Origin of the sequence: Bradyrhizobium sp. WSM2254, from assembly GCF_000472645.1 — a bacterium.
Lineage (GTDB): Bacteria > Pseudomonadota > Alphaproteobacteria > Rhizobiales > Xanthobacteraceae > Bradyrhizobium > Bradyrhizobium niftali.
The window spans coordinates 95,106-108,301 of the sequence record NZ_AXAB01000025.1; the positions used below are offsets into that span (position 1 = coordinate 95,106).

The 13,196-nt window shown below is 57.9% G+C and carries 13 protein-coding genes; 7 read left to right on the forward strand and 6 right to left on the reverse strand.

From position 1 onward, the window contains the following. The first annotated feature begins 55 nt into the window (after positions 1-55). The 6 genes from A3M7_RS0119115 (at position 56) to A3M7_RS49720 (ending at position 7,409) form a co-directional block, all read left to right on the forward strand. On the forward strand, positions 56-1,207 hold the full coding sequence (locus tag A3M7_RS0119115; RefSeq protein WP_027545359.1) for a glycoside hydrolase family 88 protein: 1,152 nt from the start codon (positions 56-58) through the stop codon (positions 1,205-1,207). Positions 1,208-2,258: 1,051 nt separating this feature from the next. Then, positions 2,259-3,797 carry a hypothetical protein gene (locus A3M7_RS44565; RefSeq protein ID WP_245284277.1) on the forward strand — a complete coding sequence of 513 codons (1,539 nt, stop codon included), beginning with the start codon at positions 2,259-2,261 and terminating at the stop codon, positions 3,795-3,797. Further along, positions 3,775-4,455, forward strand: a complete 681-nt coding sequence (locus A3M7_RS0119135) for an HAD family hydrolase (protein WP_027545360.1) — start codon at positions 3,775-3,777, stop codon at positions 4,453-4,455. Before A3M7_RS44565 ends, A3M7_RS0119135 begins: the two co-directional genes overlap by 23 nt. 3 nt (positions 4,456-4,458) lie before the next feature. Beyond that, positions 4,459-5,364 carry an NAD(P)-dependent oxidoreductase gene (locus A3M7_RS45890; protein WP_063629448.1) on the forward strand — a complete coding sequence of 302 codons (906 nt, stop codon included), beginning with the start codon at positions 4,459-4,461 and terminating at the stop codon, positions 5,362-5,364. A 679-nt stretch (positions 5,365-6,043) separates the two neighbouring features. Further along, positions 6,044-6,811, forward strand: a complete 768-nt coding sequence (locus A3M7_RS0119145) for an FkbM family methyltransferase (RefSeq protein ID WP_027545362.1) — start codon at positions 6,044-6,046, stop codon at positions 6,809-6,811. Positions 6,812-7,256: 445 nt separating this feature from the next. Further along, entirely contained in the window at positions 7,257-7,409 is a 153-nt protein-coding gene (locus A3M7_RS49720) for a hypothetical protein (protein WP_198033774.1), read from the forward strand. Between the two features lie 235 nt (positions 7,410-7,644). Here the strand turns inward: A3M7_RS49720 and A3M7_RS49725 are convergent, their stop codons facing one another. The 4 genes from A3M7_RS49725 to A3M7_RS48675 all read right to left on the reverse strand — a co-directional run bounded on the left by A3M7_RS49725 (position 7,645) and on the right by A3M7_RS48675 (position 9,453). Next, positions 7,645-7,842, reverse strand: coding sequence for a hypothetical protein (locus A3M7_RS49725; protein ID WP_198033775.1), 198 nt, complete (start codon positions 7,840-7,842; stop codon positions 7,645-7,647). A 325-nt stretch (positions 7,843-8,167) separates the two neighbouring features. Then, a complete protein-coding gene (locus A3M7_RS0119165) occupies positions 8,168-8,317 on the reverse strand; it encodes a hypothetical protein (protein WP_245284278.1) in 150 nt (49 codons plus the stop codon). A gap of 31 nt (positions 8,318-8,348) precedes the next feature. Further along, positions 8,349-9,164 (reverse strand): ferredoxin--NADP reductase, encoded by an 816-nt coding sequence (locus A3M7_RS44580; RefSeq protein WP_049823551.1) that lies wholly within the window; start codon positions 9,162-9,164, stop codon positions 8,349-8,351. 115 nt (positions 9,165-9,279) lie between these two features. Further along, positions 9,280-9,453 (reverse strand): hypothetical protein, encoded by a 174-nt coding sequence (locus A3M7_RS48675; protein ID WP_156936932.1) that lies wholly within the window; start codon positions 9,451-9,453, stop codon positions 9,280-9,282. Between the two features lie 415 nt (positions 9,454-9,868). Here A3M7_RS48675 and A3M7_RS0119180 point away from each other — a divergent pair, with 415 nt between their 5' ends. Then, positions 9,869-10,345, forward strand: coding sequence for an Lrp/AsnC family transcriptional regulator (locus A3M7_RS0119180; protein WP_027545364.1), 477 nt, complete (start codon positions 9,869-9,871; stop codon positions 10,343-10,345). Positions 10,346-11,076: 731 nt separating this feature from the next. Here A3M7_RS0119180 and groEL read toward each other — a convergent pair. Both groEL and A3M7_RS0119195 read right to left on the reverse strand, forming a co-directional pair. Continuing rightward, entirely contained in the window at positions 11,077-12,714 is a 1,638-nt protein-coding gene (groEL, locus tag A3M7_RS0119190) for a chaperonin GroEL (protein ID WP_027545365.1), read from the reverse strand. Between the two features lie 106 nt (positions 12,715-12,820). Beyond that, positions 12,821-13,177, reverse strand: a complete 357-nt coding sequence (locus A3M7_RS0119195) for an MmoB/DmpM family protein (protein WP_027545366.1) — start codon at positions 13,175-13,177, stop codon at positions 12,821-12,823. Positions 13,178-13,196 lie beyond the last annotated feature (19 nt).

Genomic DNA, 13,196 nt, shown 5'->3' on the forward strand with positions numbered 1-13,196 from the left:
CGTGACCAACGGTTGGGCTCTGCCTGGAGCCCGAGAGATTATCTTGGGAGACAATATGTCGAGAAGCAACTTTATCGCGGCGCGCGAGCGCATGCTGGCGCGCATTGCGCAAACGCGCGATGCCGTCGCAGTGGGCCTGCCGCACTGGGCCAGCACAGAGGATGGAAAATGGACGTCCACGCCCGATGGTGACTGGACCGGCGGCGCCTTCGTCGGCGAACTCTGGCTCGCGCATCTGGTCGATTCAGGGCGCTTCCCGCGCTCTGACGCACATGCCGCCCTGGCCCGGATGCTGCCTCGCACCCAGCGCCGGACGGCATTCAAGGGTTTTGGATTCTACCATGGTGCGGCGCTTGGAAACATCCTCTTCGCCGACGAAGCGGCACGCGATGCCGCGCTCTCGGCAGCCAGGTCTCTTGAGCAGATGTTCGATCCGAAACTGGGCTTGATCCCGCTAGGTCAGGATGCCGAGGAGGCCAGCGCCGTCGGTTCAGCCGAAAGCAGCATCGACTCCCTCCAGGCCACGGGCCTGCTTTACTGGGCCGCGGACCAGCTCGGTGGCTCGCACATGGAAGAGGTCGCCAACGCCCACATGCGGAAGGTTTTAAAAATCCATGTGCGACCCGATAACTCGGTGATCCAATCATCCACGCTCGACCCGAAGACGGGGAAGGTGCTGAGAACGCATACCCACAAGGGATACAGCGATGTTAGCACCTGGGGTCGTGCGCAGGGTTGGGCGATGCTCTATACCGCTCATGCGGCCATGGTTCGTCCCGAGGAGCCCTTGTGGCGCGAATATGCCGCGCGCGTGCTGGACTGGTGGATCGACCACGTTCCCACGGACCTGGTCGCGTACTGGGACTTTGATGATCCAGCAATTCCGAGTGCCAGCAGGGATACTGCGGCCACCGCTATCGCCGCGGCAGCCTCCTTACGACTGGCGTCCGCACTCGGCCCCACCGGGGGTGCCAAGTACCGAGACTTCGCAGAACGTACTGTGACCCAGCTGATCTCGGGATACCTGACGCCCATCGGCTCTGGCGACCCGCGCCCGCCTGGAATGCTCACCGGCGGATGCTTCACCCGAAAAGCCGTGGCGCGCGACATCGACGCAGCGCAAGACGCAGAACTGATATTCGGGAGCTACTTCCTGTTTGAGTCTCTTATGATCCTCACTGGCCTCGTCACGGAAGGTCGCATCTAGGACTGCTGGACCAGGTCAAGCGAGACCGGCGTCACAAATACGGTCGACGCCTTTGCCATCCGACGCGCGACGAACGTCTCCCTGATCCCGCCGGCTGTCATCTACAACCTCCAAGCGCCTCGGACCGCGCGTGCTTTTGCTCAGGCTGACATTGATCAAATTCACGGCCAAGGCCAAAGGGCGATTGATTAGCGGATGCCGCTGGTGCAGCCGTTGCCGTCCGAACGACCTTGGTCGGTCCTATCTTCAAATCAATATTGTCCGGATGAGATGCGCCAGGCGGGAGAGCCGTTCTGACCTGGGCAAATCATGTGGACCTTCGATCCCTGGCAGTGAAGCCTTGCGCTGCGCAAAGACCGCACCGGCGACGAAGGATCAACAGTATTCCGCAATACCGCACTTGAGCTTCGCGAGGCCATCCCGCTCGGCGAAAAGGCGTAGCGATTCCCAGGACGTCGATCCGACAATTGGCATGACTGCGAATGCCCGATTGGCGTGTGAAGGCCTTTTGCGCCAGAACTCTCGTGGGTAGCAAGGCTCAAAAAGATGTCGCTTCGGTGAAGACTGCCTTGTTCAGGTTTGAGGAGCGGCCAACTGCGAGCACGCAGAGCGCTAGCTAGCCCGCCGCCGAACTGGTGGTTGGGCTGGCCACAGGACGCGTGACGGCGTCACCGCCGCGAATGAATGGCGGCCGTAGGGCCGGAAGGACCAATGTGCAGAGCTTGGCCCCCTCCGTACGAACGCGTCGCGCTTCTGACAATTTGTCGGAAGTCGGACGTGACGAGATCGTCGTTCGCCAACCAAATGGCTAAATCTTCTGGGTCATCGCGGGGGGGCGCACGCGAAGTGATCGAGCAAAATGGTATGTCGCTTGCTTAAAGGAGAGCAAAACCACGTATTCGCTCCCTTGCCGATTAAATAGATTCGCTCGCAACGGACCGGGTACATCGCTTCTTTGGCGACAGGAGCCCAGGATATGTCCGGCGTAGCTGCTGCGTTTCTATGCTCTTCAAGTACGTCACGGGCGACGGTGTACGATCGGATCAGGCACATGGTTCCGAAACTTGCACTGCGTGGACAGGCGGGGGTCAGCGTTGCAGCTTTCATGCACGACAAAGGTCTCCGATACGTGAGAGCGCTTCAGTCATCATGTGATGCATTGCGCATTGATTGCAATGAACAGGAGTTTAGGCCCCACGTCGCCATCGCCCATATTCGCAATCGATACCGTGGCACCGGCGATGGCGGCGTCGTGCATCCAATTCACCAGAATGCGGATGCCGGTCGCAGTTTGGCCATTTCTCTGGATGGAGCTTTGGTCAATGCCCATGAACTTAGAGAAGAACTGCTCTACGAGGGCTATAGGTTAGGCGACAACACAGATGATGAGCTATTGCTTAAGTGGATTGAACGCTCTTGTGAAAGAGATTATTGGCGTCACGGTCTGGCCGTCAGTTATGAAAGGATCTTTCGCGACATTGATGATCGTATTGATGGGGCTATTAGCGCGCTTTTCCTGAACGGAGAAGGAAGTCTAATTGCCTACCGTAATCGATCGGGTTTGCGTCCATTGGAAACCATGCAAACAGACGACGGCTTCTTGCTCTTTGCTTCGGAGAATTGCGCCTTTGCCGGCCTGGAGGGCAAGATACGGCAAATGTTACCGGGCCACATCAAATGCGTAGACGGAACAAAGCGGACCTGCGTTGATCGTAAGGTGAGCCGCAAGCAGCACAAAGCGAAACTGTGCGCTTACGAAACCCTCTACCTGGGAAGCCCGAAGACATCGATCCTTGGCCAATCACATTTCGAAACGCGTTACAACATCGGGGCCGCTCTTGGTGACCTTGTTGCGAAGCGAGTGGAATCAGAACCAGGTTCCGCGCCGATCATCGTTTCGTCAATGCCGCATACTGGGCGGCCGTACGCTGATGGTCTGTTTGAAACTCTCGCCGAATACGGCGTGATCGCCCAGCGTCAGGAAGTCGTCGAAACTCAATTTTCTCAGCGAACCCTCATTGGTGCACCGGGCGAGCGGAAGTCTTGTATTGCCCGAAAGTACCGGGTGTCGGGATCTAGCCTTGCTCAAGCTACAATCATAATGGTCGACGAGGCCCTCATTCGTGGCGATACCAGCCGGGCTGTCACAAGTATGCTGCTTGGTGCTGGGGCCAAAGCCGTACATTGGGCGATTGGTTCGCCGCCTGTCGTGGCTCCGAACTACTATGGCATGGGTATCAACACGCTGGATGAGTTGGCATTCTGGCAGATATGGAAGCGATTATCCCCCGAACACCGTACCGAAAGCCTTCGATTTCACAGAATGCAGATCGAAGTTCTCGAAACCATTGAACATAATATCGCGGCATCCATTCATGCCGCCACGATGGCATACCTGCCGTTCCCGCTTCTCGTATCGTCGCTGCCCTGCAGGCCAGACAATATCGATTTGTCACCGTTTACATTCGAGATGCCAACCCCTGCGGGACAGAAGCGCGCGAATAGAAGCTTGCGCCAATTGCTCGCCGGTCTTCCCATTCGGAATCGACTCGCGCTCGAGGTACATCATGAAACCGACCCTCGTCTTTGATTGGAATGGGACGCTGCTCGATGACGCGACTGCACTGCTCGAAACGACCAATTCCATACTAGATCGCTTTGGGCATGCAGCGATTGACATGAACACCTTTCGGGAACATTGTGACGTTCCACTATCTCTTCTTTATCGCAGTCTCGGAATGTCGCGAGACGAGGTTGCGGCGGTAGATCGGGATGGGAGTGCAATCTTTCACGACAAATACGAATCTCTTGCGAGTAAAGCCGAGTTGCGCGAGGGCGCGCGCAGAATGTTGGAGTTGGCACGCCAACAAGCAGCTTCCTCCATCATCGTTAGTAACCATATAGTCGATCCTCTGCGCTTCCAATTGAGACGACTGGGAATCGACGACTACATCGACGCTGTGATCGCCTTTGAAAGTCGCGCCACTCAATATCAATCGATGAGCAAGGGCGAGCGGCTTCGTCTATACATGAAGAATAATAACCTCGAGCCGGCGTCAACCTTCATCATCGGTGATATGCCGGTCGAAATAGATATTGCACGCGATCTCGGCCTCACAAGCATATCCATTACTGGAGGATTTGTTTCGGAGGCGCGCTTGCGGGCAGCGCGTCCAGACTACACAGTTACCAATCATTATGAGCTGTTGCCAATTTTGCAACGGCATGGCTTTTTGCGGGATGCTTAGATCATGATTGGCGAGGAATCGTCACCCAACGTCCTTCCCGAGACCTCGAGGCTGAGAATAGGCCTCATCGGAGTTGGACGCATGGGAAGCGGTATCGGCATCAGCCTGTTGCGTCGTCAAATTGAGCTGCATATCAAAGCCAACAAGAATCGCTTCGGTGCGGATCGCTTGACTCGTGCAGGTGCCCTCGAACATCCTTCGATCGCGGAGCTGGCGCAGCATGTAAGTGCCGTCGTGTTGTCCTTGCCGTCCAGTCGGGAAGTTGAGGCAGTGTGCCTTGGTGAAGATGGATTGTTCGTCCATATGCCCCGAGGAGGATTGATAATTGATTGTTCGACGTCCTATCCTGCCTCGACAGTCGCGCTGGCGGAGGAGGCTCATGAACGTGGCCTGAGCCTGTTAGATGCACCAGTAACGCGGAGCCCCGAACAAGCAGAGCTAGGCCTTCTCAATGCTATCGTTGGATCGAGTGAAGAGCTGTTTCCTGCGGCGAAACGCATTCTCTCTGCATTTTGTGAGACGGTTCTTCATGTGGGAGATGTCGGACAAGGCCACAAGCTCAAGCTTGTTTACAACAGTATGACTATGGGGATAGCTGCTGTAGCCGCAGAGGTGTGCCAATTTGCGCGCGGACTTGACGTTGATCTCATAACGCTCCGCTCTCTGGTTGATCGCGGCTCCACTAACAGCGGAATATTTCAAGCCTTTGTGGCCTTCACGTTGGGCGAGAAACCCGATGTTCTGGCGATCTCGATCGCGAATTCGGCAAAGGATATTGCGTGCGCTGTGCGCCTGGCGGGGGAGAGCGCGGTACCGGTGCCAGTGTTGGCTGCCGCCGCGCACAAATTTAATGTCTCTGTCGTTGAGGGCAGGGGCGAACTCACGCTGCCTCATCTTGCCCTCTCATAAGTCTCTCTCTCTCTCTCTCTCTCTCTCTCTCTCTTTTGTGCATGGCGATCGTGAATTGGCTCGAGCCGCGGACCCAGTGCAGACTGTTCTGATGGAGAGGCGACGTTGGCGCGTCCGCGACCTCTCAACCGACGCATGTCATTATTCTAGAGAAATCGTTGGATCGCTCCTCCGACGGTGGGCATGTGATAGCAATAGTGGTTAATGGCGAAGCTCCCGCCACACTGCACCGGCCCGCAGCGTGGCGAAAATTGGAGCATCTGAGCATCTGGTCTCGGCGCAAGGTCTTGCGCAGTCGAGGGGAGCGCCGAGGTAGGGCGATGGCCTGAGCCGTACGGCAGCCGGCGCGTTTCCTCCGAGCTTTCAAGCCTCACGCCAAATTGGCGGCGGCGCAACGATATGCGGTCGCGATCGCTTTGCTGCTCCTGCAGCGTGAGCTGCTTCGCTCTGAGAAGGATGCTTTGCTCGCTTCACAATAGTGATAAGCGGCGAGAATGAGGCGTCGTTCGCCCTAAGATCGCTTATGAAGGCCAATGAGAGACCTGCTTAGCAACATGCAGAGGGCCGCATCGGCATAGTTCGCTGGCGAGTCAGGGAGGCGCTTGGTCGTGAACCGGGGAGCGGCTGCGGCAGGCGTTGTCAACTATCGCGATCACCAGTTGCGTCCCCAGATCCGCACATGCGACAGCTATTTCAACAGCTGACATTGGAGCGCGAGCGTATGTTTTCCGAGTTTGAAAACCAATGCATCAACCAGGAAATCGATAGGCTCGATCTTCCCAACTCTCGGATCAAGCACTTCGCCCCGGTTAGCTACGCACAAGCCGGAGAGGACGTTATTTTGGAAGGAATCTTGGCTGCAAGACTCTACAAAAGCCAGAGATCCTGGGACAGTGTGTTCTATGTCGAGATCGGCGCCAATCACCCCATCTCTACCTCGAATACCTATCTTCTGTATCAACGAGGCGCGAACGGCGTCCTAGTTGAACCCAATCCTGAATTGGGATCGCTAATCCGGACGGTGCGCCCGAGAGACGTTCTCGTGCCGTCAGTTGTCTTGCCGGCTCCGAAGGCGTCTGCTACGCTCTTCATCGGGAACGCCCATGAGTTGTCTTCTTTGGATGTAGCACATATCAAAAGCTTCGGAGATTTCGACGGCATTGGAGGGGTCCGAGAGCATATCGAGGTAAGCGCGGTCGGTATCAACGAGCTATTGATCCCTTATGCCAACAAGGTCGATTTCTTGTCGATCGATTGCGAAGGGCTCGATCACGATCTCATTAACGCCATTGACTGTGAGCGCATCAAACCTGCTGTCATCCAATGCGAGCCAAGTGAGCATTTTCTAAAGGGCAATACGGCTCGAATCATCAAGCTAATGGAATGCAGATCATACCGGCTTGCTGCAAAGACTGACATCAACGTTATCTTCGAGCGCTTAGCCTAATGATGCCGCCCGCTTTCGCCATCTATGAAACGTCGCGTCACGTAGTCTTCCCTAAATCTCAGTACTGGAACCTTGGCGCAAAACGCGAGTCCCGCTGGCATTATGGCCCATGAGTGAGATCCGCAGTGCAAGAGCCCGGAAGTACAGCTGAATGGAAGTCCCTCACATCGCGTCGTCGGACCCGGCACGAGAAACAAACATGAAGTAGCTGAATTGCCCGCTGACGGATGGGAAGCCCCAGCTCTCGATAATCGCCCGGCTCGGGGGCCAATCGTCGGATGAGGTTTCCACCCATTGCGACGAGGAACATGACGTAAACGACGTCGATGCGCTTCTCGTAGTCGCGCGCGAGCCGTAAGCGTCGAGCTGAGGCCGTTTGGGGATAGCGATCGTTTGCCCACGGGGGAGCGAATGGCGTGGATCTCGAGTCAACCGAGCCCTCCCGATGTCTATCGAATCCCGGTTGCGCGAGAAGTTGTGGAAAGCCCTTTTTGCGGGCGCTGGAATGGCCGGCGAGCGGCTCGCGGCGGAAGCTGCGCAGGAACGTGTGCGGGAGCATTTGACGGAACTTGGTCGGCAAATCCGTTTAATTTATTGAGATGCAATTCTCATGGCGGATCGATGGTCGCACCATCCGTTTCTCGCATTGTCGATGAACTCCCGCGCTCGTTCGCGCACCGCAATTTCAATCGGATCGCACCAATCGTCGAAAAGCTGGGAACCGTCTCCCCTTCACCCTGCGGAGAATGTGTCTTCGTGATATTGCTGCTCATGGCGTGGTCTCCGATCCGGCGCTCCAACGCCGGATGATTCGAGGTTGATCACCTCGGAAACTACGCCACCTTCAATTCCAACCAATCTCGCGACAGGACCGCGCGTTCCAGGTACAGGTTGGCGCCGTCGATAAAGAACGCGATTGTGTCAGATGGCGCATTGGCGTTCGACCGCTGCCGCCACTCATTCGGCCGCATGCAATCCATCCAAAAAAAGATACCCGATGCTCGCTCATCCGAGTTTAAGAGATAGTTCAAGAGTGTCCCCTGTTAGAAGTTGACCAATGCCGTACAACACAGACAACGCAACAATCACAGCGTAGATATAGGCTGCAAGTTGAGACCAGAATTCACCGTCGCGGCTGAACATGAGCGCGCCACTGAAGCTCAGAAGCAATTGTTGCCATCGCCTACAACAAGGCGCGTTTGCTCTGTCCAGCCCGTCATCAATGTGTCTCCTGACCTATCCGGCGCTTCCGACTAAAAATTAGGAGCCCGCCTCCTGGAGCACAAGGGCGGGGCCGCTTCCCATGCCCCCAAGACGGGAAGCCGCGCTGCTGGGAAACAGCTCACCTCTTCAGGGTCATTCAGAGACCCACGGGCGTGCCGATTGTCGCCCCTCGTCGCTCTCTACGACGTTGCGCAAGGCAATTTCAGAAAGCTGCACAACCAGCTGTCTGAGACGCGCAATCTCTTGCTTGCAGCGCTCCAGCTCGCGCTGTTCGTCTGTCATCGCCGGTGCTTCACGGCGATTCCTCCTTGCATCATGATACATGTAGAACCATTGTCCGCGAAGGGTTCAAGCTATTGCGTTCGGCAGACGCCTTTTCGACCACGAATTGCGCGGGCTCGCCGTGAGTGCCTTCGACAAAGCCCCTCGCCACCAACAGCTCGCGGGCATCGCGCATCAGTGCAGGGCTGCCGCAAATCATGACGCGGTCATGCTGCGGCTCGAGTTCCGGCAGCTCGATGTCCGCAAACAACTTGCCTGACGCGATCAGATCGGTGATCCTACCGCGGTTGTGGAAGGGATCGCGCGTCACGGTCGGATAATAGATCAGCTGGTACCGCACGAAGTCGCCAACCAGTTCATCGCTCGGCAGTGTTTCCGTGATCATCTCGCCATAGGCGAGCTCGGCGATCCGGCGGCAGCCATGCAGCAGCACGACATTCTTGAATCGCAGATAGGTTTCGGGATTCTTGATCACGCTCAGGAACGGCGCAAGCCCGGAGCCCGTGCCGATCAGATAGAGATTGCGCCCGTCCTCGAGATTATCGATGACCAGCGTCCCCGTCGCCTTGCGGCTGACGATGATCTCGTCACCCTCTTTCAGATGCTGCAGACGCGAGGTTAAGGGACCATCCGGCACCTTAGTCGAGAAGAATTCGAGCCGGTCCTCGTAATGGGCGCTGGCGAGGCTGTAGGCACGTAACAACGGCTTCTCGTCGACCTTGAGCCCGACCATCGTGAATTCGCCGCTGCGGAAGCAGAATGATGGATTCCGCGTGGTGGTGAAGCTGAAGAGATTGTCGGTCCAGTGATGAACGCTCAGCACGCTTTCCTGGTTGAAATTACTCATTGTGACCGGTCGCGAAAAAAAATTAGAGCACAATCATCGTTCCGAGTTGCCGAGCATCTCATCCTCAAACGGAACCTTGAATGACAAGAGCGCGAAACGCACCAACTCGTTCTCCTTAGGTAAAGGCAAAGGCGAGCAGGCTTGAGCTGAGCAGCACGAGACCGACTCCGGTCACTGCCAGGAAGCTGTCGGAGACAAGGTCATGATTGCCCATGAAATACCCTCGACAAGGCGTCGCCGCTGGAGGGTTACGTAAGTCGCGCTCGGGTCGCCGCGGAAACAGGATCATGACCGCGCCTCCGTCACGCTGAGATGAAGCCTCTGCCCACCCTCCAGCAAGAGAGATAGCAGTGGGCAGTCGCTGGTTGGTTTGCTGATAGAAATCGCGACCTTGCGCCGCCCAGAATAGTATCTCAGAAGGGCTTCCTTCACGTCCTCTGCAAGGATTTCTCGAGGATCTGAAAGCACGGTGGTTGTCATGGCTTTTGGTTTCCCGGTTTGCTGTGGGGTCGAATCTGCGGACCGCCGGGTGGTTGGGTTGATGTCCTAATTGCCATCATTCAGCAGCAGAGGTGTCGCAAAACTGTCATTCAGCATACCGGTGTCGTATAACTATTTTCGTTGCATTTTCCTGTCATTCGGAGGACTTTCTGCATCGCGTGGGCATCTGACGACGGAATCCACCTCAAAGGGAGGAGCCGATTGTGCGATACGACCGAACGGACGCCCGCATCCTCGAGATCGTGCAAAAGAACAACCGTCTAACTTCCGAGGCGATCGGCGAATTGGCCGGGCTTTCTGCGACCGCATGTCAACGACGACTGAAGAGGCTCCGCTCGGAAGGCATCATCCAAGCCGATATCTCAATCGTTTCGCCGAAGGCGGTAGGAAGACCTATTCAAGTGCTTGCGTTAGTGAGCCTGGAGCGGGAAAGTTCGGGTATCATTGATAGGTTTAAAAAGGCCATCAAATCGTCGGTTGAAGTCGTCAATGGATTCTACGTCACGGGCGACGCTGATTTTGTCCTCTACATTACCGCGTGTACCATGGATGATTATGAGCAGTTCACCCGGCGATTCTTCTATCAGAACCCGGACATTAAGGGCTTCAAGACTATGGTCATAATGGATCGCGTAAAGGCGGGCTTTGCCGTTCCAGTTGAGGTCCCGTCCGAGGATTGACGAAACTCGGATGCAGATGTCTCATCCCCCGGGTCCTCTCGGCGCAGGGATTTAAAAGGCACCGAAGCTGACAACAAAACCGGCTTGAAGAACGTTCATACGCGCACGTGCGCGAGTGCACGATTACATTCCAAATCGTTCGATAGCCGGGGTGGTAGCTCATCGGCGATCCTCGGCGGGCTTCGGTTCGCGGACGACCAGGCGGCCGTTGAGCGGCATCGCAGTCAGCAGGATATTGAAACCCTTGCCGTCCTCGTGCAGTCACGCGGCGCCGATCTTGGTCCAAAAGGCGTTGTCGCCTTCGCCGTCCACCACGAAGACCCCGTGAGGACGAAGGTCTTTCTGTTTGCGTTTCATGTTTTAGTCTCCCATTGGTTTTTCCGGCCACGTCCATCGCGGCCGGTCGAGAGTTTTCAGAGGCCGGCAGAGACGAGCGGAGGCGCAACGGAGGGTCCTGCCGAGGGCCCCTTCGGGGAGACGGTTGGATGCCTTGCGCGTTCGCGCTGCGGGACTAACTCACGACAAGAACGGCCGTGTGGAGGGTGGCGGGCGACGGGAGACGAGATGAAAGCGAACACGGGTTCGTTCTCAACGAGCCAAAGGGTCCGGGCAGACGTCATATCCTGTCCCGGCCCCATAGCAGCCAAACACAACGGGGTGCTTTCCGTGCCGCTCTCGGAAAGCTCCCTCGGAGCGGAACGAACGCGATGGCGATCGTCGGTCCGCGCCGATCAGCTCCGGCCGTAAACTTCGGCACCGCCGCCGCGCGCAGGGCCGGCGGTAGGATCGACGCCTTCAGGAAGATCGACGACGAGCGAATGGGTCGTCAGGATCAGCTTGGCTACCGACACCGCATTCTCGAGAGCGGCGCAGGTAACCTTGACGGGATCAATCACGCCGGCTTCGAACATGTCGGTAAATCTGCCGCTCCCGGCATCGAAGCCCGTGCCGGGTTGTTCGGCGACGACCCGTGTCACGATCAGAGCGCCATCCTGTCCGGCATTGCCGGCGATGATCGCCAATGGGCGCTTGATCGCGTCGCGGACCAGCATCGCACCAGCTTGTGCGCCATCAACCTCCTGATCCACCAATGGATCGAGCCGCGCTGCGACCTGCGCGAGGGCAGTACCGCCACCGGCCACCACACCTTCGCCACGGGCAGCCCGGGCTGCGTTAAGGCCATCTTCGAGGAGTTGCGCCGTGCGTTTCTGCTCGACCGGCGTGGCGCCGCCTGCGAGCAGGAGTGCGGTCCCGCGGGTGAGCTTTGCAAGGCGATCGGCCAGCTTGTCGCGCTGGATATTCTGCGGTGCCTCGTCCCACAGCTTCTGGACCAGTTGCCGCCGCCCGTCGATGGCCGCCTTGTCGCCATTGCCGCCCAGGATCACGGTCGCGGATGCGGATACCCTCGCGCGCGTCGCATTGCCCAGATCGGCGATCGTCACCTCCTCGATCCGGGCACCCAGGTCGCGCGCGATCACCCGGCCACCCGTCATGATCGCGAGATCCTCCATCATCGCCTTGCGCCAATGGCCGAATTCCGGCGGATTGATCGCGACGACGGTGCCTCGTCCCTGAAGCCGAGCCTGCATCACCGCCGCGATGACCTCAGGCGCGATCTCGTCCGCTACCAGCAGCAGCTGACGCCCGCTTTCCTTGAGCTGGTCGAGGATACGCAGGATCGGCTCGGCCGATGGCACTTTGTGGTCGGTCAGCAGGATCGCCGGATTGTCGAGTTCGGCGACCAGGCTTGAACTGTCGGTCGCCATATGGTGCGATACGAATCCGCGATCGAGCACGAGCCCTTCGTCGACCTCCAGCCGCGTCGGTGAGCCCGGCAACGCATATTCGACATGGACGACGCCTTCGACACCGACCCGCTCGAGCGCTTCCGCTATAAGCTCTCCCAGTGACGTCTCGGTGGCCGCGACGCTTGCAACCATGCGCAATTCGCCCTGACGCAGCGGCCGAGAGCCCTCTCGCAGTGCTTTGATGACCAGATCGCGGGCGTGGTCCATGCCGGCGACAACGTCGACCGCCTTGTGCTCCTGCTCGACCAGTTTCACGCCGTCCTGCACCAGCGCATTGGCGAGCGCTATCGCGGTCGTGGTGCCGTCACCGGCGATCTCATTGGTCTGGGCGGACACCTCGCGAACAACCTGCGCGCCCAGATTCTCGAACCGGCAGGGTAACTCGATCTCGGCCGCGATGCTGACACCATCGCGCGACACCAACGGCGTCCCGATCGGGCGATCCATGATGACGTTGGTTCCCTTGGGGCCGAGCGTACCGACGACAGCGCGGGCAAGCTGGTCCACGCCGCGCGCAAGAGCCGCCCTAGCTTCAGCATCGTAAAGCATGATCTTGGCCATCTATCGTCTCCTGAGCGCGCCGCCAGCCGTTGGGCGGAGCCTTGTCATTCCGGTCTGGCTAGGGGGATGGCACGCGCCGGCGGCGCGGCCGCCGGCGCTGATCGTGTCATTCGTATTGGAGCGCCTCGTCCATGTCCCCGAAGAGGATCACGGTGTTCTCGTCGATCATCACCATCCGGCCGTAATGGGTGGCGGTGGAAATCTCGAAGATGTGCGGTGTCATCTCGCGGCCGAGCGCCTCGCTGATCTCGGCCATGTCGAAGACGATCTTACCCTCGCCGTCCACACGGATCATCGCCGGCAGGTAGGTGACCTTGATTCCGGGACGCTGTTCCATGATCTCGGCGATGCAGCGTGCCTCGACGCTGTCGTTCATCGTTACCCCGCATTGATGCGAGATGGTGCGTTCCTGGGTGATGTCCTTGAGCGGCGTGAAGAGCTGCTGCTCGGTGGTAACGGCCATGTTGCGGGTTCCTTTCGGG